Raw genomic sequence first — 18,629 nt, forward strand, 5'->3', positions numbered from 1 at the left:
ATCCCTATCCCCTCGCTATCGCTTTATCGCTCAGGCCAGCACCATCCGCGCGATCACCGTGCGCTGGATTTCCGATGAACCTTCGTAGATGCGCAAAATTCGCGCGTCGCGCACCAGCCGCTCGAGTGGCATCTCGCGTGTGAAGCCATAGCCGCCGTGAATCTGCAACGCCGTATCGGTGATAAAACTAACTGTCTCCGAGGCATACAGCTTTGCCATCGACGCGTAGTCGGTGAACGGCTCGCCGGCCGCGCGCCGCACGGCCGCCTGCAAGGTGAGCAGCCACGCGGCCTCGAGCCGGGTCTTCATGTCAGCGAACATCCATTGCAAGCCTTGCTTCCGCGAAAGCGGCTCCCCCCCAACCTGCCGCTGCCTCGCCCAATCGACGGCGCTCGCGAGCGCCGCCTCCGCGATGCCGAGGCTCGTTGCGGCGACATCGAGACGGCTGTTGTCGAGCACTTTCATCGCGGTGCGAAAGCCTGTTCCTTCGAGCCCGAGACGATTAGCGGCCGGCACGAAACAGTCCAGGGCAATCTCGTGCGCCGGCGCGCCGCGAATGCCCATCAGCTTCTCGGCAGGTGCCACGTCCACGCCCGCACCATGCCGATCGACGACGAACGCACTGATGCCTCGCGCACCGGCATCAGGATCGGTCTTTGCGTAGACGACGATGAAGTCCGCTGCGTCCGCATTCGAAATGAAGTGCTTCACGCCGCGAATCCGGTAGCCGTCGCCTTCGGGCGTTGCGCGAGTCGCCATGTCGGCCGGGTTGGAACCGGCGCGCGGCTCTGTCAGTGCAAACGCGCCGAGCTTGGTGCCCGCGGCGGCTCCGGGCAAATAGCGCTCGCGAAGACTATCGTCGCCACCGATCAGAATCGAATCCGTCGCGAGATAGTGCGCGCCGATCATCGACGAAGTCGACGCGCAGGCCTTCGCAATTTCGACCAGCGACAGAATGATCGCCACAGGCGACACGCCGATGCCGCCCCAACGGTCAGGCAGGTTCATGCCCATCACGCCGAGTTCGGCGAGCTGGGCAACATAGCGTGTGGTGGAGATTTCATCGCGGTCCACGTCGGCAGCGCGCGGCGCCAGCTCGCTTTGTGCAAAGCGTTCGATTGCGTCGGCAATCTCCAGGTCGTTCTGTTCGACACCCAGTCGTTTAAGCATGGTCGGTCTCCTTATTGAGTGCGTCGGGCTGCGCGAATTGCGCGCTATTGGCGGCCTCGCGGCCGAGCGCGCCTTGCATGCGCAACTCGGCAATGCGCGTCGCGTCGAGGTGGAGGCCGTGCAAGATTTCGACGGTGTGCTCGCCCAACCGCGGCGCGGCAGTGACGCGATTCGCGCCGTACGCGGAAAATTTCACCGGCTGAGACGGCAAACGAAGCGGCGGCTTTTCACGACCAGTGCCTCGCGGCAACTCGGTAAGCAACGAGCGAACCTTGGCCTGCTCGCTTTCGAGCGCTTGCTGGACGTTGCGGATCGGCGCAACCGGAATACCGGCGGCGCCGAGAATCCGGTTCACTTCGGCTACCGATCGTTGCGACGACCACGCTTCGATACACGCGCGCAAATCCGCCTCGTGCAAGCAACGCGAGGCATCGCTCGCATAGCGAGGATCGCTCGAAAGATGCGGCTCACCGATTGCGCTGGCGAAGGCGCCGAACAGCTTGTTGTTCAGCACAGCAACCACATAGAAACCGTCGTGCGCGCGATAAGCGCCGAACGGCGCCGACGAGGGATGACGGTTGCCCACGCGCTGCGGCGCGATGCCGGTCGCCGCAAAACGCGCCACCAGCGTTGCGCAGAGGCTCAGGGTAGCGTCGAACATCGAAACATCGACATGCGTACCCTTGCCGGTTTTCTCACGGGAGAGCAGCGCCGCAAGCACGCCCCACGAGGCAAACAGGCCGCTCACCACGTCCGAAACCGACTCGCCGATCAAAGTCGGCGAGTCGTCGGGCGAACCGGTCGCATCCATCAGCCCGCACATCGCCTGCAAAATGATGTCGTACGCCGGCCGGTGCGATTCAGGACCCGTTTGACCGAAGCCGGAGACGCTCGCATAGACGAGCGCCGGGTTGCGCTCGCTCAACTGCGCATAGCCAATTCCCAGCTTGTCGGCCACACCCGGCCGGAAATTTTCCACTACCACGTCGGCGGCGGCGCAGAGCGTTTGCGCCAGTTCGCGGCCGGCGTCGCATTTGAGGTCGATCACGATGCTGCGCTTGTTGCGGTTCATCGCCGCGAACAGGCCGCTCTCGCCGTCCGTGAACGGACCCACTGCGCGGTAATCGTCGCCGCCCGGCGGCTCGATCTTGATCACATCGGCGCCCAGGTCGCTTAGCAGCGCTGTGCAGTACGGTCCGGCGAGTACACGCGAGAAATCGACGATGCGCACGCCGGCAAGCGGCAAGTCCGGAAAGGTCACAGCGAACTCCTTTGAGAAACGATGATCCGATTCTCGGCACCCTGACCTATCAAGTAAAATATCGGAATAAATTAGCCGCTATAGGATTTCTTAATGCGTATTTCACTGCGGTTGTTGCGCTATTTCGCGGCTGCGGCGGAAACCGGCAGCACGACGGCAGCGGCTCGGCAGCTGAACGTTTCGCAACCGTCGATTTCCGTCGCGATCCGCGAGCTGGAAGCGCTCTTCGAAGAGGCGCTATTCGCGCGCGATGCCGGTACGAAAATGGCGCTAACACGCTTCGGCGCGCGCAAATTAGCCGAAGCCCGCCAACTGCTGATCGCCGCCAACGCGTTCGAAGCCGACGATGGCGGCGACGCGGCCTCGGGCGAAGTCCATATCGGTGTATTCACCACGCTCGCACCCGTGTATCTGCCGGTCCTGCTGCGGATCGCACGCATCCGCTTTCCCAACCTGACTGTGCGGTTTGTGGAGGGTAATCTGGTGGAACTCGAGGAATGGCTTCACAGCAGTCATATCGAACTGGCGCTGACCTATGACGTGGGCTTGCCGGCCGAGATCGAACTGGAGCCGCTCGCGTCTTTGCGCCCGTATGCCCTCGTGCCCAATGCTTCCAGGCTGGCGAAAACGCGTGGTGGCATTTCGCTTTACGAGCTGGCCAAAGAGCCGCTTATCCTGATCGATCTGCCGCACAGCCGCGAATTTCTGATGGCGCCGTTCTGGCAGTGCGGGCTCGCGCCGGAAGTCCGCTACCGGGCGACATCCATCGAACTGGTGCGCAGCATGGTCGCCAACGGCCTCGGCGTATCGCTGCTGATTACGCAAAGCCCGGCAGCCTCGTTTACCGCCGCGGTCGCCGAACGGCCAATCCGCGAGGAGACCATCCGCCAACCGCTGGTGATCGCGCGCTCCACGCGGGCGTCACGCACACGCGCTTCCGAACTGGTCGCCGAATGCATCCGCGATGCGGTGCGCGAAGCCATGACCGCACGCGTCGGCCGCAGCCGCAAACCGAAGCCGGACTAGCACTGCCCGCCAGGTTTTAGCGGGGTACGGTGTGATATTCCAGCTTCGGATACCAGTTGCTGCCGCGGCCGCCGGGCGTCATGTCGAGCACCGTCCAGAATCTGTCGTACGTATCCAAAGCGTTTCCGAATTCGATCCGAGTCCGCTGCAAGCCGTGCCGACACTATTTTCGCGGCGTGTCCGCGGCCGCCTTCGGCACACGACCCATCAGATAGAACTCGTCGTTCGGGCGCATGGAGATGACGTTTGCCATCCGGTTCGACAAACCGAAAAACGCGGTGATCGCCGCGATATCCCACACGTCTTCGTCGGAAAAGCCGTGCTCGCGCAAAGTTTGAAAATCGGCATCGTCGACGGCGCCGGATTCGCGGCAGACCTTCAGCGCGAAGTCGAGCATCGCCTTCTGGCGCGCCGTGATATCCGCCTTGCGATGATTGACGGCCACCTGATCCGCGAGCAATGGCGCCTTTTCGTAGATACGCAGAATCGCGCCGTGCGCAACCACGCAATAGAGGCACGCGTTCACCGCGCTCGTGGCGACCACGATCATCTCGCGCTCGCCTTTGGTGAGGCCGCCCTCTTTCAGCATCAAGGCGTCGTGATAAGCGAAAAACGCGCGGAATTCGTCCGGCCGGTGCGCCAGCGACAGAAACACGTTCGGGACAAAACCGGCTTTCTCCTGCACTTCGAGAATGCGTGCGCTGATGTCGTCCGGCCATTCGCTCGGCTCAGGCACGGGGTAGCGGCTGATCGGCTGAAGGGTTGCCATGTGATGTCTCCGTTGTATATGTATGTGCATGACGATTGTAGCAACATCGACTTAGCAGTGCCGCGCTTGCGCGCCGCGCCTGGCGGCGAGACGAACAGGCCGCGCGGGGGAGCGCGGCATGCGGGACGGGCTAGTGCGCCCGCCCGGAACACGGCGAGATCTTTGTGGGCTTTCAGCCCTCCCGGCAGCACCCTTTCGCCAACCTGTGCTTAAATCCGCATGTCGACCTGCTGCGTTGGTGCAGGCTGGCTAAACAGGTGCGCGTGGGGCCGCTGTCCGCGAGGAGCGGAACATGCACCACGTATTCGCACAGCGCGCCGGCTGGGTGCGGACTGTTTCAAATCCTTTCACTGCATTAAGAGGAGCGCGGTTGTGTGGCATTTTCCGATTGCTATTCCACCCTCGCTGGGCGTGTGGGCCGTTTTTATGAGTGTGCTCATCACACAACTCGGCGTGCCGATTCCAGCGGCGCCGATGCTGATCCTCGGCGGAACAATGGCCGCCATGGGACAGACCTCTTATGTCAGTGTCGTCTGCGCCGCAGTCGGCGCAACGCTGATCGCGGATTCGCTATGGTTCTTCACCGGACGAGCTTACGGCCGGCGGCTGCTGAACTACCTCGTACGCTTCTCGCTATCGCTCGACACCACCGTGCGCGTCGCGCGCAACACTTATGAACGGTACGGCGCGCCGATTCTCACGGTCGCGAAGTTCCTGCCCGGTCTCGGTCTGATCTCGGCGCCCCTGCTCGGCACGACGGCCATCAATGCCGGTGTATTTCTGCTGTGGGATTTTATCGGCGCGGTGCTATGGGCCAGCGTGTGGGTGATCGGCGGCGCGGCGCTTCACGATCAGATCATGCAGCTCGTGCTGCTCGTGCGCCATAACGGCGGCACGATTTTCGACGCGTTCGCGGCGATCTTCCTTGCCGTGCTGCTCTATCGCTGGGTGCGTCGCTGGCAGTTTCGCCGCTGGCTCGCGCATGTGCGTATCTCACCGGAGCAGCTCGATGAACTGATGAAGTCCAATGAGCCGCCGCTGATTTTCGATGCGCGGCCTCACAGCGTACGCGCGAAAGAATCGCACCGAATCGCGGGCGCACAACTGCTGGATCTGGACTCGGCCGAGCCGATCCATCCCGAGTTGCTGAAGCGGCCAATTGTGGTCTACTGCGTATGCCCCAACGAAGCGACGGCCAAACGGATCGTCAACCAGCTGCATCGAAAAAATATCCATCAGGTCCGCGCGCTCAAGGGCGGCCTCGATGCATGGGAAAAACGCGGTTATCCGGTCGAGCCGCTGCCGCCCGACTTCAACACGGCGATGGCCCACCTGACGGAAGACAAGATCGATGAGGGCGCGTACACCGTGCGGGCGAGATTGGCGAAGTGACTTTGCGAGCGATCTCCCGCCGTGAAAGGCCGGCGTCAGCCTGATCGATCGTCGTCGATAGGCTGAGCCGGTTGTCCTGCGCCCGGCCCCGGATTGATTGGAAACGCGGCGGCGCCCTTCTCGCACGCCGCCGCTGGCTCAGCGAACTTCAGCGCAGCCGCACCAGCGTGGACTTCAGCTCGGTGTACTTCTCCAGCGCGTGCAACGACTTGTCGCGGCCGTTGCCCGATTGCTTGTAGCCGCCGAACGGGAAATTCATATCACCGCCTTCGTCGTAGCAATTGACCCACACCGTGCCGGCGCGCAGCTTGCGCGACACTTCATGTGCGGTAGTCAGGTTCGAGGTCCAGACCGCGGCGGCAAGACCGTATTCGCTGTCATTAGCGATCCTGATTGCTTCTTCAACCGTATCGAACGTAATCACCGACAACACCGGCCCGAAGATTTCCTCGCGTGCGACCTTCGCGCCGGCCGCCGGAATCTCGAAGATGGTCGGCTCGATATAGAAGCCACCGGTCTCCTGCTTCACACGCGATCCCCCCAGCAACAGCTTCGCTTCGGCGCGACCCGCTTCGATATAGCCGAGCACGCGTTCGAGTTGCGCGTTGTCGACGATCGCGCCCATCGAGGTCTGCGGATCGAGCGGGTTGCCCGGCGTATAACTGCGCGCGGCGGCGATCAACTTGTCGAGGAACACGTCCTTGATGTCGCGATGCACGAGCAGGCGCGAACCCGCGGTGCACATTTCGCCCATGTTGTAGAAGATCGCGCCGGCCGCTGCGTTCGCAGCACGGTCAAGATCAGGGCAATCGGGCATCACGATGTTCGGCGATTTGCCGCCGAGTTCGAGCCACACGCGCTTCAGGTTCGACTGCCCCGCGTACTGCATGATCAGTTTGCCGACGTTGGTCGAACCAGTGAAGGCGAGACAGTCCACGTCCTGATGCAGCGCCAGCAGCTTGCCCGGTTCACCCGCGCCCGGCACGACGTTGAACACGCCGGCGGGAATGCCCGCGTCAAGCGCAAGCTGAGCGAGGCGAATCGCGGTGAGCGGCGACTTCTCCGAAGGCTTGAGCACCACGCTGTTACCCGCGGCCAAGGCCGGCCCGAATTTCCACGACGCCATCAGGATCGGGAAATTCCACGGCACCACCGCCGCAACCACGCCGATCGGTTCGCGCGTGACGAGACCCACCAGATGATGATCGGCGGGTGCGACCTCGCCGCCGACTTTGTCGATGGCTTCAGCAAACCACTCGACGCAGTATGCCGCGCCAGGCACGTCCACCGTCGTGGTGTCGGCGATCGGCTTGCCTGCATCCAGCGTTTCGAGCAGCGCGAGTTCGTCCCTATGCTCGCGGATCGACGCGGCCCAGCGCAATAGAATTGCCTTGCGCTTGCGTGGGTTGAGGTCGGACCATACGCCGGCGTCGAACGCGCGGCGCGCGGCTGCCACGGCGGCGTCGACCTCGGCCGCGCCGCTGTCGGCGACCTTGGCGAGCAGCTTGCCGTCGATCGGGCTCAGGCAGTCGAACGTACGGCCGCCCGCAGCGTCGCGGTACTCGCCGCCGATAAACGCGCGGCCTTCGATAGAAAGCGTAGCGGCCTTGTCGTGCCAGAAGGCGAGAGTTTTCTTGTCCATCAGGATGCCTCAATGTTATGCGCTCGACGCACGCCGGCATCTACTTCATGAGGCCTGCAACTGCGTCGCGGCGCGTTGGCGCGGAGTCTTTAGAACGTGGGCGGCGAATTGGCCGACACGATCTCGCAGAGCTGCTCCGCGCTGGGATTGCGAAAACGATGCGGTAGACGGCTTTCGAAGTAGTAGCTGTCGCCGGGATCGAGCAGCCACGTGATGCCATCCACCGTCAGTTCGATCTGACCGCTGACGATCACGCCCCCCTCGTGGCCCTCGTGTTCCAGCATCTCAGGCCCCGTATCCGACAGAGGCTGATACACCTCGCGCAGGATGCCCATGTTGCGGTCTTTCACGCTGGAGCCCGCGAGATAGAACTCGATCGACTCATTGCCGAGATTCGGCATGTCGGCGCGGCGCGACACGACGGAGCGCTCCGACTCGACTTCAAAGGTAAAGAACTCAGCAAGACTCATCGGTATGCATTCGAGCAGTTTTTTTAACGAGCCGACCGACGGGCTCACGCGGTTCTGTTCGATCAGCGAGATCGTGCCGTTAGTCACCCCCGCCCGTTTCGCCAGTTCACGCTGGGACAAGCCATTCTTCTTACGGATGTACTGCAGACGGGTCGCTACTTCTATGGACATCGCAAAGCTCTCTGACATTGGAAACGATCGGGGCGCGGGGACTCGGGCAACATCTGCCCGCGAGTGTTGAATATTCTAATCACTTTAATCTTTGCGCCGTTGGGGAAAACCCCTGAAAGGCTTTCGAAATATGACCTGCGCAACGAATGTTCCCATGGGCGTGGATTTGAACTGCACCCTCGGGAAAGCCCTGATAAATCTTTCACAAAAATGATTTGACGGCTTTATTGGCTCGTATATGCTGGTTCACAGGCGATCGTCATCCCAGCGTCATGAAGCACGAATGTGTGTTTTTTGACGGAGCGAACCCAGTTCGCATCGGTCAGAGGCGATCATCCCAGCGTGATGTTTCTTTAAACGCCCCGTGCGTTTTTTGAGCAAGCGTTCAATACTTTCAACGTCGCTAGTCGAGTGTAATCGTGAGAGTCCGAGGCCCTTTGGTGAGATGGAATCGTAGTCAGCCGAGTTGTCCTCGCGCTGACGGCGCCATCGCCGACGGCAGCAACGGCAGCCTTACGTTCCGCCGCTTTCTGTCCGTCTTCACGATCCTGTCCCGCCGTTCAGTTCGACGTCACAACTCCATCTCCGCGCGCGCCTTCATTGCAGTGCGTACGGACGAAGTCGCCTCGCTGCTGCCGTAGCGCCTCCCTCCTTTTCGTCGTTCGATTCGTCCGTTTGTGTGAGCGCGCGCTCTTGAGCCATGCGTTCGTGCATGTGCGGTGCCGTCTGCCGCTTATGCACGCCGCGCGTTTCATGCGAATCAGATCAGTTGCGCACCGCAGCGGATCGAGTCGAACGGCTCTCCTGATGATCACGCGCGGCGCGTTCAGTTGACGACGACCGCCAGCACTATCCCGGTGGTCTGGCGCCTCGCGTCCGGCTGCGGAATCGTGCCGCGCCGTGTTTAACGCTGTTCATGCCGCGTCTTGCGGGGAACACACACGTCTATTCGTTATGCGAAATAAACCCCTGGTCGGCATCAGCGCCGACAGAACGATGATGGGAGTCCACCCGTCGCACGTAGTCGGCGAGAAGTACATCGCCGCGATCGTGGATGGCTCACAGGCGCTGGCCATGTTGCTGCCGGCGCTCGGCGAGCGTCAGTCCACCGAAGACGTGCTGGCCACTGTCGATGGCTTGTTATTTACCGGCAGCTATTCGAATGTCGAGCCGCACCGCTACGGCGGCCATCCCAGCGCGCCGGGCACGCTGCACGACGCCGCACGCGATGCGACGACGCTGCCGCTCCTGCGTGCGGCGATCGCCGCCGGCGTGCCGGTGCTGGCGGTATGCCGCGGCTACCAGGAAATGAACGTGGTTTTCGGCGGGACGTTGCATCAAAGCGTTCACGCGGTGGCCGGCTTGAACGACCATCGCGAGAACAAGGAAGACGACCTCGACGTGCAATACGCACCGTCGCATTCGATCACGCTGACGCAGGGCGGCTTGTTGCAGCGCCTCGCGGGCGGCGCGAATGAAGCGCGGGTGAATTCATTGCACGGTCAGGGCGTCGAGCGGTTAGGCGTGGGTCTGGTGGCCGAAGCCACCGCGCCGGACGGATTGATCGAAGCGGTAAGCGTGAAAGAGGCGCGTGCCTTCGCGCTGGGTGTGCAGTGGCACCCGGAGTGGAAGCATGCCGACGACGCGCTTTCCACCGCGATCTTTCGTGCTTTCGGCGACGCCTGCCGCGATCGAATGCGCACCAAGGCCGGCCATGGCGCGGCATCCGCCGCTGCCACGCATGCCTGAGCCGGTCGCGCACCAAAACTGAGAGAATAACCATGCATGAAATCGACGATTTTCTGAAGAAGAACCACGTCACCGAAATCGAGGCGATCATTCCCGATATGGCCGGGATCGCCCGCGGCAAGATCATTCCGCGCAGCAAGTTCGAATCTGGCGAGTCCATGCGTTTGCCGCAGGCGGTGATGATCCAGACCGTCACGGGAGACTACCCGGAAGACGGCACGCTCACCGGCGTCACCGACCCGGACATGGTGTGCGTTCCGGACGCAAGCACCATCCGCATGATTCCGTGGGCCGTCGATCCGACCGCCCAGGTGATTCACGATTGCGTTCACTTCGACGGCACGCCCGTTGCGATCTCGCCGCGCCGCGTGTTGCGCCGCGTGCTCGAACTCTACAAGGCCAAAGGCTGGAAGCCGGTCATCGCGCCCGAGCTCGAGTTCTATCTGGTCGACATGAACAAGGACCCGGATCTGCCGCTGCAACCGCCGATTGGCCGTACGGGCCGTCCGGAAACTGGCCGTCAGGCGTATTCGATCGAAGCCGTCAACGAATTCGATCCGCTGTTCGAAGACATCTACGAGTACTGCGAGGTGCAGGAGCTGGAAGTCGACACGCTGATTCACGAAGTCGGCGCTGCGCAGATGGAAATCAACTTCATGCACGGCGATCCGCTGAAACTCGCCGACAGCGTGTTCCTGTTCAAGCGCACGGTGCGTGAAGCCGCGCTGCGTCACAAGATGTACGCGACCTTCATGGCCAAGCCGATGGAAGGCGAACCGGGCTCGGCGATGCACATGCATCAGAGCCTCGTCGACGAAGAAACCGGCCACAACCTGTTCACCGGTCCGGACGGCAAGCCCACCTCTTTGTTTACGGGTTATATCGCTGGCTTGCAGAAATACACGCCTGCGCTGATGCCGATCTTCGCGCCGTACATCAATTCGTATCGCCGCCTGTCGCGCTTCATGGCCGCGCCGATCAACGTGGCATGGGGTTACGACAACCGCACAGTGGGCTTCCGGATTCCGCATTCGGGCCCGGCTGCGCGCCGCATCGAAAACCGCATTCCGGGCGTGGACTGCAATCCGTATCTGGCGATTGCCGCGACCCTGGCTGCCGGTTATCTCGGCATGACGCAAAAACTCGAAGCCACTGAGCCGCTGCTTAGCGACGGGTACGAATTGCCGTACCAGTTGCCGCGCAACCTCGAAGAGGGTTTGACGCTGATGGGCGCCTGCGAGCCGATCGCCGAAGTACTCGGTGAAAAATTCGTCAAAGCCTACCTCGCACTGAAAGAAACCGAATACGAAGCGTTCTTCCGCGTGATCAGTTCCTGGGAACGCCGACATTTGCTGTTGCACGTCTAAGGGTGGGCCTAAGTCCATTGTTAGTAACGTCATCCGCAAACGCGAAAAAATTGGAGGCAGTATGAGCTACAGAACAGAAGAAGTCGCTTACGTGCAACCGGCCACGCAACCCAGCGGCGCCGCAAACGCATCAGCCGCACAGCAACGCAGCACCGCCGAATACCGCGCGCTCGACGCCGCGCACCACATCCATCCGTTTTCGGATATGGGCTCGCTCAATCGCAGCGGCAGCCGCGTGATCGTCAAAGCCCAAGGCGTGTATCTGTGGGATTCGGAAGGCAACAAGGTCATCGACGGCATGGCCGGTTTGTGGTGCGTGAACGTCGGTTATGGTCGCAAGGAACTGGCCGACGCCGCGTACCGGCAGATGCAGGAACTGCCCTACTACAACACCTTCTTCAAGACCACGCACCCACCGGTGATCGAACTGTCGGCGTTGCTCGCGGAGCTGGCGCCGGCGCCGTTCAATCACTTCTTCTATTGCAACAGCGGTTCGGAAGGCAACGACACCGTGCTGCGCATCGTCCATCAATACTGGGCGACGCAAAACAGGCATTCGAAGAAGTTTGTCATCTCGCGCAAGAACGGCTATCACGGTTCGACGATCGCGGGCGGCACGCTGGGCGGCATGGGCTACATGCATGAACAGATGCCCTCGAAGGTCGAGAACATCGTGCATATCGACCAGCCGTATTTCTTTGGCGAAGCAGAAGGCAATCTGACGCCGGAAGAATTCGCGCTGGCGCGTGCGCAGCAACTCGAAGCGAAGATCCTCGAAATTGGCGCGGACAACGTGGCCGCGTTTATCGGCGAGCCTTTCCAGGGCGCGGGCGGCGTGATCTTCCCAGCCTCGACATACTGGCCGGAAATCCAGCGCATTTGCCGCAAGTACGACATTCTGCTGGTCGCAGACGAAGTGATCGGCGGCTTCGGCCGGACCGGCGAATGGTTCGCGCATCAGCACTTTGGTTTCGAGCCGGATCTGATCACGCTGGCCAAGGGCCTGACGAGCGGCTATATCCCGATGGGTGCGGTCGGCCTGCATGATCGCGTGGCCCGGGCGATCATCGAGCACGGCGACTTCAATCACGGTCTCACCTACTCCGGGCACCCGGTGGCCGCAGCTGTTGCGCTTGCCAATCTGAAGCTGCTGCGCGACGAGAAGATCGTCGAGCGCGTCAAGTCCGATACGGGTCCGTACTTCCAGAAGAAGTTGCGCGACACCTTCGCCAACCATCCGATCGTCGGCGAAATTGCCGGTGCGGGTCTGGTGGCCGGTCTGCAACTCGCAGAAAACCCGAAAACGCGCAAGCGTTTTGCCAATGGCGGGGATGTCGGCACGATCTGCCGCGACTTCTGCTTCAACGGCAACCTGATCATGCGCGCCACCGGCGACCGGATGCTGCTGTCGCCGCCGCTCGTCATCACGAAACTGGAAATCGACGAAATCGTTTCGAAGGCGAAAAAGGCCATCGACGCGACTGCACAACAACTCGGAATTTCGTAACGGCAGTTCGTTCCGGCATGGGCGCACCCACGATACACGCTCATGCCGGTTCTCCACATCAAGGGAAAAAAGCCATGAGCGTTTGTCATCTTCGTCATGCCGTCGCGGGCGCCGCACTTCTCGCCTTCACGGGTTTTGCGGCGTTGTCGGTTACGCCGGCCCTTGCGGCCGACACGGAACTGAATGTCTATAACTGGTCGGATTACATCGCGAAAGACACGATTCCGAACTTCGAGAAGCAGGACAGCATTCATGTCAAGTACGACAACTACGATAGCGACGATACGTTGCAGGCCAAACTGCTCGCGGGCAGTTCCGGCTACGATATCGTGGTGCCGACGTCGAACTACATGGCCAAGCAGATCCAGGCGGGCGTGTACCAGAAACTCGACAAGTCGAAGCTGCCGAACCTCTCGAATCTCGACCCCGTGCTGATGAAGATGATCGGCGACGCGGATCCAGGCAACCAGTACGGTGTGCCCTGGGCATATGGCACGGACGGTATCGGCTACAACGTGCAGGCCGTGCAGAAGGCACTCGGTGCGAATGCGCCGGTGGATAGCTGGGCGCTCGTGTTCGACCCGGCCAATCTGTCGAAGCTGAAGGGCTGCGGCGTGTCGTTCCTCGACCAGGCCGTCGACGTGTTCGCCGCTACGCTGCAGTACATGCATAAGGATCCGAACAGCACGAACCCCGCCGATTATCAGGCCGCATACGAAGTGTTGAAGAAAGTCCGCCCCTACATCACCCAATTCAACTCGTCGGGCTACATCAACGACCTCGCCAACAACGACGTCTGCGTCGCGGTGGGATGGTCAGGCGACGTCGGCATCGCCAGCCGACGCACCGCTGAAGCCAAGCGCTCCTATCAGGTGAAATTCTCGAACGTGAAGGAAGGCGGTTTGCTGTGGTTCGACGTGATGGTGATTCCGAAAGACGCGCCGCATCCCGAAGCCGCATTGAAATGGATCAATTACATCTCCGATCCGAAGGTCAACGCCGCGATCACCAATGAAGTCTTCTACCCGACCGCGAACAAGGCCGCTCGCCAGTTCGTCACGCCGGGCGTCGCACAGGACAAGACCGTTTATCCGGGCGACGACGTGTTGAGCAAGATGACGCTGATGAAGCCTATGCCGACCGATATTCTGCGCCTTGAAAACCGCCTTTGGGCTCAGCTTAAAACCGGCCATTAATCAAACCAACGATATAAAGCATCGATCCCGCGCTCAGGGATCGCTCGAACCCTGAGCGCATGAATAGCAGTAACGGTAGTCAGCCTGCGCGCTTTCAGGATCCCGCCTACCCGCGCGCAGTCCCATGTTTTCCGATCGCAGCGCATCTTGCGAGCCGCTTTCCGCGCCTCGTATGGAGACACTTGCGCTCGCGATCCGCAAGGAACGGTTACATCATGAACTCGACGACATTAAATAGCGCGGCCGGCGCCACCCAGATGGGCCGCCCTGCATCGACGATCAAATCGAAATCGGATGAATTCGTCCGCATCGAAAACGTCGTGAAGAAATTCGGCGACAGCACCGCTGTCGACAACGTCAATCTGAGCATCGCAAAGAACGAGTTGTTCGCGCTGCTCGGCAGCTCCGGCTGCGGCAAGTCCACACTTTTGCGCATGCTCGCAGGGCTCGAGACGGTGACGTCCGGGCGTATTTTCGTCGACGGCGAAGATCTCGCCGCGATGCCGCCGTACAAGCGGCCAGTCAACATGATGTTCCAGTCGTATGCGCTGTTTCCGCACATGAGTGTCGAAGCGAATATCGCGTTCGGTCTCAAGCAGGAAGGCACGCCGAAGAACGAGATCAAGGAACGTGTCGCCGACGCGCTGCATCTCGTGCAGATGGGCAAATACGCGCAGCGCAAACCGCATCAGCTCTCGGGTGGCCAGCAGCAGCGTGTCGCGTTGGCCCGCTCGCTCGTCAAGCGCCCCAAGCTCCTGCTGCTCGACGAACCCATGTCGGCGCTCGATAAACAGATTCGCCAGAAGACCCAGCTCGAACTGGTGAACATCATCGAGAAAGTCGACGTGACCTGCGTGATGGTCACGCACGATCAGGAAGAAGCCATGACGATGGCCGGCCGCCTCGCGGTGATGAGCGAAGGCCGTATCGTGCAGATCGGTTCGCCCAGCCAGGTGTACGAGTTTCCGAATAGCCGCTTCTCGGCCGAATTCATCGGCTCGACCAATCTGTTTGAAGGCACGGTGGTCGCGGATGAGCCGGACCATATCTTTGTCGAAAGCGAAGACCTCGAAACGCGCATTTACGTGAGCCATGGCATTACTGGACCGCTCGGCATGCCGGTGGGTATTTCGGTGCGCCCGGAACGCGTGAAGGTGTCGCTCGAAAAACCTGCCACGCCGCACAATTGGACGCGTGGCGTGGTTTCAGATGTGGCCTACATGGGCAGCTATTCGCTGTATCACGTGCGTCTGCCGAGCGGCAAGACGGTCGTGTCGAATCTCTCCAGCTCGCACCTGATGAGCGAAGGTGCCCCTTCCTATAACGACGACGTATTCGTCTACTGGTCGCCGGCTAGCGGCGTGGTGCTGACGCAATGAGCAATCCCACTACCTCCTCCCCCGTGGCGCTCGGCGCGCCGTCCGGCAGCCGTTTGCCCGGCTCGCTGAAAAAGCGCCTGTCGATGCTGGTGCCGTCGGGCCGCGCGACTGTGATCGGCGTGCCGTTCCTGTGGCTCACGGTGTTCTTCGCATTGCCGTTCGTGCTGGTGCTGAAAATCAGCTTCGCCGATCTGCGTCTGGGCATTCCCCCGTACACGGATCTCGTGACGGTCAAGGACGGCATGGTGCACTTCGCGATGCAGCTCAGTCACTACGCGTTCCTGCTGCAGGACGATCTGTACGTCGCGACGTATATCAGCTCGCTGAAGATGGCTGCTGTCTCGACCTTCTTCTGCCTGCTGATCGGTTATCCGATTGCGTACTACATCGCGCGCTCGGAACCGACGAAGCGCAACCTGCTGATGATGGGCGTGATGCTGCCGTTCTGGACGTCGTTCCTGATCCGCGTTTATGCATGGATCGGCATCCTGAAGGATGACGGACTTCTCAATCACACGCTGATGGCGATCGGCATGATTCATTCCCCGCTGCGCCTCTACCACACGGATATCGGCGTCTATATCGGCATGGTCTATTCCTACCTGCCGTTCATGGTGATGCCGCTATATGCGCACCTGGTGAAGATGGACCTGACGTTGCTCGAAGCGGCCTACGACCTCGGTTGCAAGCCCTGGACCGCGTTCACCCGCATCACCTTGCCCCTGTCGAAGAACGGCATTATCGCCGGCAGCCTGCTGGTGTTCATTCCGGCGGTGGGTGAATACGTGATTCCTGAACTGCTCGGCGGTGCCGACACCCTGATGATCGGCCGTGTGATGTGGGATGAATTCTTCAACGATATGGACTGGCCGATGGCATCCGCCGTCACCGTCGCGATGGTTCTACTGCTGCTCGTGCCAATGGCCGTGTTCCAGTACTACCAGGTCAAGGAACTGGAGGGCACGAAATGATCAAGCCTAATAAGACGCTTTCCGCGAGTGTGCTGACTTTCGGGTTTCTGTTTCTCTACATCCCGATCATCAGCCTGATCGTCTATTCATTCAACGAGTCCAAGCTCGTCACCGTCTGGTCCGGCTTCTCACTCAAATGGTACGGCGCGCTGCTGCAAGACGGCGAACTGCTCAGCGCGGCATGGTTGTCGTTGAAGATCGGTCTGCTGACCGCGTGCGCCTCCGTCGTGATCGGCACGTGGGCCGGCTTCGTGCTGGCCCGCTTCGGACGCTTTCGCGGCTTCACGCTGTTCGCCGGAATGATCAATGCGCCGCTCGTGATTCCTGAAGTGATTCAGGGCATCTCGCTGCTGCTGTTGTTCGTCGCGCTCGAACAGATGCTCGGCTGGCCGAAGGGCCGTGGTCTCTTCACGATCTGGATCGGCCACGTGATGTTGTGCGTCTCGTACGTGGCGATCATCGTGCAATCGCGGGTGAAAGAACTCAACAAGTCGCTCGAGGAAGCCGCACTCGATCTCGGTGCCACGCCCTTCAAGGTGTTCTTCCTGATCACGCTGCCGCTGATCTCGCAGGCACTGATGTCAGGCTGGCTGCTGTCGTTCACGCTCTCTTTCGACGACCTCGTGCTGTCCGCGTTCCTGTCCGGTCCGGGCTCGACCACGCTGCCGCTCGTCGTGTTCTCCCGTGTGCGCCTCGGCCTGAATCCGGAAATGAACGCGCTCGCCACGATCTTCATCACCACCGTGACGATCGGCGTGATTGCAGTGAATCGCTGGATGCAGATCCGCGAGCGCAAGCGCAACAAGGACATGCAGATTGCTTTCGCCCTCGCCGACGCGGCCGACCCGTTGCCGTCAGCACCACAACAAGCCGCCGTACGGAAATCGCTCGATACGGCACGCGCATAAGAAGTTCATTGCAATACGACCAATAAGGAGAATTCGCATGAGAAAGAAGCTCATCTGTCTGTTGGTGGCAGGGAGTTTGCCGGGCTTTGCCATGGCAGACGCCACCAGCGACCAGATCAAGGCGCTACAGGCCCAGCTCAACGCGCTGCAGAAGGAGGTGAAGCAGTTGCGCTCAGAGGTGGCGTCCACGCCAAAGGCGGCGGCAGCGACTGCGGCACCGGCTGTGGTGGCCGCGCCGGTCGACATTTCGTCGCCGGATTACGGCAAGGCTCAGGCAACGCTGTCTAACGACGAGGTCACGTCGATGAAGCAGCAGATCGCCAACCAGCAACTGAAGGTCGATTCGCTGGTAGACGCGGCGAATACCGGCCCGATCGCCGGTTTGTCGGTGACGGGCTATATCGATCCGACGTACATGTATAACCGCGCGCAGAGCAGCTCGTCGTTCCTGTTCGCGAACCACGAAAGCAGCTACAACTACTTCAACAGTACGTTCGGCGATCTGTATCTCGACATCAAGAAGACCTTTGGTGTCGGCCCGATGGCGCCGTCGGCCGAAATCACCTTGATGCCGAATCGCGGCAACGGTATTACGTTGCTGCAGAACGAGCATGGCAACATCGGCAACAACATCCTGAACACGGCTGTCGTCAATGTGCCGGTCACGGCGACCACCACGTTCGTTGCCGGTTTGATTCCGAGCTTCGGCGGCTACGAAGTGCAGCAGTCGAACCAGATGCTGACGCTCACGCACAACCTGCTATATGACTTCTCGGACCCGGGCAGCTACATTGGGGCCGGCGCGAACTACACGGCGGGCAACTGGGCGTGGAAGTTCTTCCTCGGCAACGAGCAGTACCGCACGTACGGCGCGACGACGCAGATCGGCACCAACTCGCTGGGCGATCCGATCACGACCAGCAACAAGATCCCGACTTTCACCGCGCGGACGGACTACACGTGGTCGAGCGCACTGGATATCGGCGCGTCGTTCAACATTGGCCGTCAGACCTTGCCTAGCGCGATCAATCCGAACACCGGCGCGGTCTCCTACGGCGTAGGCGGCCAGTCGCCTAGCGCGGGCGGCACATTCTTCTTCACCGAAGCCGACCTGGCTTACACCCTCGCCGACGTGCAGTACAACGCCGAACTCGACTACGGTCAGCAACAGAACGCCGCGTTCAACGGCGGCCAGGCGCAATGGTACGGCCTCTCGCTGCTCGCGCACCGCAAGTTCAATCTGCCGGTGGTGGGCCGCATGGGCGCGACAGTGCGCTATGACCTGCTCGTCGACAGCAAGAACGGCGGTGGCGGCGGTGGCATCGCGTTGAATTCGAACGGCATGGACACGTCCAACGGTTTCGGTATCGGCGCGGACTGCCTCGCCAATTCGAAGGCGAACGGCGGTCTCGGCTTCGAGTGCAAGGGCGCCACCCGCCAGGACGTTTCGCTCGACCTGTTGTTTTATCCGACCCAGCAGATCACGGTCAAGGTGGAATACCGTCACGACTGGGCCAACAAGCAGGTGTTCCTGAAGAACGACGGTTCGTACGGCAAATCCAACGACCTGCTCGCGACGCAGTTCATCTACTCGTTCTAAAACGACCCGCCTGATCGCGTGGCCCGGCTCTTCCGCGTGCCACGCGCCAAG

16 protein-coding genes are annotated in these 18,629 nt (G+C 61.1%); 11 read left to right on the top strand and 5 right to left on the bottom strand.

Annotated features, from left to right (window positions below):
• Positions 1 to 30: 30 nt before the first annotated feature.
• Entirely contained in the window at positions 31 to 1,170 is a 1,140-nt protein-coding gene (locus ACAX43_RS14440) for an acyl-CoA dehydrogenase family protein (protein ID WP_370709073.1), read from the bottom strand.
• The gene (locus tag ACAX43_RS14445; protein ID WP_370709074.1) at positions 1,163 to 2,431 is read right to left on the bottom strand and encodes a CaiB/BaiF CoA transferase family protein; all 1,269 of its coding nucleotides are present in this window, start codon (positions 2,429 to 2,431) and stop codon (positions 1,163 to 1,165) included. The genes ACAX43_RS14440 and ACAX43_RS14445 overlap by 8 nt, the downstream gene beginning before the upstream one ends.
• A 93-nt stretch (positions 2,432 to 2,524) precedes the next feature.
• Between ACAX43_RS14445 and ACAX43_RS14450 the strand changes: the two genes are divergently transcribed.
• A complete protein-coding gene (locus ACAX43_RS14450) occupies positions 2,525 to 3,457 on the top strand; it encodes a LysR family transcriptional regulator (RefSeq protein WP_370709075.1) in 933 nt (310 codons plus the stop codon).
• A gap of 163 nt (positions 3,458 to 3,620) precedes the next feature.
• On the opposite strand, the gene ACAX43_RS14455 is transcribed toward ACAX43_RS14450, so the two are convergent.
• Positions 3,621 to 4,226, bottom strand: a complete 606-nt coding sequence (locus tag ACAX43_RS14455) for a peroxidase-related enzyme (protein ID WP_370709076.1) — start codon at positions 4,224 to 4,226, stop codon at positions 3,621 to 3,623.
• A gap of 372 nt (positions 4,227 to 4,598) precedes the next feature.
• Here ACAX43_RS14455 and ACAX43_RS14460 point away from each other — a divergent pair, with 372 nt between their 5' ends.
• Entirely contained in the window at positions 4,599 to 5,618 is a 1,020-nt protein-coding gene (locus ACAX43_RS14460) for a VTT domain-containing protein (protein ID WP_370709077.1), read from the top strand.
• Positions 5,619 to 5,766: 148 nt separating this feature from the next.
• Here the strand turns inward: ACAX43_RS14460 and ACAX43_RS14465 are convergent, their stop codons facing one another.
• Together ACAX43_RS14465 and ACAX43_RS14470 are read right to left on the bottom strand one after the other, a co-directional pair.
• Positions 5,767 to 7,260, bottom strand: a complete 1,494-nt coding sequence (locus ACAX43_RS14465; RefSeq protein WP_370709078.1) for an aldehyde dehydrogenase — start codon at positions 7,258 to 7,260, stop codon at positions 5,767 to 5,769.
• Positions 7,261 to 7,349: 89 nt separating this feature from the next.
• Entirely contained in the window at positions 7,350 to 7,901 is a 552-nt protein-coding gene (locus ACAX43_RS14470) for a cupin domain-containing protein (protein WP_370709079.1), read from the bottom strand.
• A gap of 419 nt (positions 7,902 to 8,320) precedes the next feature.
• On the opposite strand from ACAX43_RS14470, the gene ACAX43_RS14475 reads away from it, so the two are divergent.
• The 9 genes from ACAX43_RS14475 (at position 8,321) to ACAX43_RS14515 (ending at position 18,578) form a co-directional block, all read left to right on the top strand.
• Positions 8,321 to 8,542, top strand: coding sequence for a hypothetical protein (locus ACAX43_RS14475; protein WP_370709080.1), 222 nt, complete (start codon positions 8,321 to 8,323; stop codon positions 8,540 to 8,542).
• 313 nt (positions 8,543 to 8,855) lie between these two features.
• Positions 8,856 to 9,650, top strand: coding sequence for a gamma-glutamyl-gamma-aminobutyrate hydrolase family protein (locus ACAX43_RS14480; RefSeq protein ID WP_370709081.1), 795 nt, complete (start codon positions 8,856 to 8,858; stop codon positions 9,648 to 9,650).
• A gap of 32 nt (positions 9,651 to 9,682) precedes the next feature.
• A complete protein-coding gene (locus ACAX43_RS14485; RefSeq protein WP_370709082.1) occupies positions 9,683 to 11,017 on the top strand; it encodes a glutamine synthetase family protein in 1,335 nt (444 codons plus the stop codon).
• 61 nt (positions 11,018 to 11,078) lie between these two features.
• The gene (locus tag ACAX43_RS14490) at positions 11,079 to 12,524 is read left to right on the top strand and encodes an aspartate aminotransferase family protein (RefSeq protein ID WP_370709083.1); all 1,446 of its coding nucleotides are present in this window, start codon (positions 11,079 to 11,081) and stop codon (positions 12,522 to 12,524) included.
• Between the two features lie 74 nt (positions 12,525 to 12,598).
• Positions 12,599 to 13,720 carry a polyamine ABC transporter substrate-binding protein gene (locus tag ACAX43_RS14495; protein WP_370709084.1) on the top strand — a complete coding sequence of 374 codons (1,122 nt, stop codon included), beginning with the start codon at positions 12,599 to 12,601 and terminating at the stop codon, positions 13,718 to 13,720.
• 215 nt (positions 13,721 to 13,935) lie between these two features.
• Positions 13,936 to 15,099: an ABC transporter ATP-binding protein gene (locus tag ACAX43_RS14500; protein ID WP_370709085.1), complete on the top strand. Its 1,164-nt coding sequence runs from the start codon at positions 13,936 to 13,938 to the stop codon at positions 15,097 to 15,099.
• Positions 15,096 to 16,070 (top strand): ABC transporter permease subunit, encoded by a 975-nt coding sequence (locus tag ACAX43_RS14505; RefSeq protein ID WP_370709086.1) that lies wholly within the window; start codon positions 15,096 to 15,098, stop codon positions 16,068 to 16,070. The genes ACAX43_RS14500 and ACAX43_RS14505 overlap by 4 nt, the downstream gene beginning before the upstream one ends.
• A complete protein-coding gene (locus ACAX43_RS14510) occupies positions 16,067 to 16,978 on the top strand; it encodes an ABC transporter permease subunit (RefSeq protein ID WP_370709087.1) in 912 nt (303 codons plus the stop codon). Before ACAX43_RS14505 ends, ACAX43_RS14510 begins: the two co-directional genes overlap by 4 nt.
• A gap of 37 nt (positions 16,979 to 17,015) precedes the next feature.
• On the top strand, positions 17,016 to 18,578 hold the full coding sequence (locus tag ACAX43_RS14515; protein WP_370709088.1) for a DUF3138 family protein: 1,563 nt from the start codon (positions 17,016 to 17,018) through the stop codon (positions 18,576 to 18,578).
• Positions 18,579 to 18,629 lie beyond the last annotated feature (51 nt).

The organism is Paraburkholderia sp. IW21 (assembly GCF_041321145.1).
GTDB lineage: Bacteria > Pseudomonadota > Gammaproteobacteria > Burkholderiales > Burkholderiaceae > Paraburkholderia.

Excerpts from the sequence above, each read along its gene's own strand:
- ACAX43_RS14440 (WP_370709073.1), bottom strand. The coding sequence starts at position 1,170 with ATGCTTAAACGACTGGGTGTCGAACAGAACGACCTGGAGATTGCCGAC.
- ACAX43_RS14450 (WP_370709075.1), top strand. The coding sequence starts at position 2,525 with ATGCGTATTTCACTGCGGTTGTTGCGCTATTTCGCGGCTGCGGCGGAA.
- ACAX43_RS14455 (WP_370709076.1), bottom strand. The coding sequence starts at position 4,226 with ATGGCAACCCTTCAGCCGATCAGCCGCTACCCCGTGCCTGAGCCGAGC.
- ACAX43_RS14465 (WP_370709078.1), bottom strand. The coding sequence starts at position 7,260 with ATGGACAAGAAAACTCTCGCCTTCTGGCACGACAAGGCCGCTACGCTT.
- ACAX43_RS14470 (WP_370709079.1), bottom strand. The coding sequence starts at position 7,901 with ATGTCCATAGAAGTAGCGACCCGTCTGCAGTACATCCGTAAGAAGAAT.
- ACAX43_RS14480 (WP_370709081.1), top strand. The coding sequence starts at position 8,856 with ATGCGAAATAAACCCCTGGTCGGCATCAGCGCCGACAGAACGATGATG.
- ACAX43_RS14485 (WP_370709082.1), top strand. The coding sequence starts at position 9,683 with ATGCATGAAATCGACGATTTTCTGAAGAAGAACCACGTCACCGAAATC.
- ACAX43_RS14490 (WP_370709083.1), top strand. The coding sequence starts at position 11,079 with ATGAGCTACAGAACAGAAGAAGTCGCTTACGTGCAACCGGCCACGCAA.
- ACAX43_RS14495 (WP_370709084.1), top strand. The coding sequence starts at position 12,599 with ATGAGCGTTTGTCATCTTCGTCATGCCGTCGCGGGCGCCGCACTTCTC.
- ACAX43_RS14500 (WP_370709085.1), top strand. The coding sequence starts at position 13,936 with ATGAACTCGACGACATTAAATAGCGCGGCCGGCGCCACCCAGATGGGC.
- ACAX43_RS14505 (WP_370709086.1), top strand. The coding sequence starts at position 15,096 with ATGAGCAATCCCACTACCTCCTCCCCCGTGGCGCTCGGCGCGCCGTCC.
- ACAX43_RS14510 (WP_370709087.1), top strand. The coding sequence starts at position 16,067 with ATGATCAAGCCTAATAAGACGCTTTCCGCGAGTGTGCTGACTTTCGGG.
- ACAX43_RS14515 (WP_370709088.1), top strand. The coding sequence starts at position 17,016 with ATGAGAAAGAAGCTCATCTGTCTGTTGGTGGCAGGGAGTTTGCCGGGC.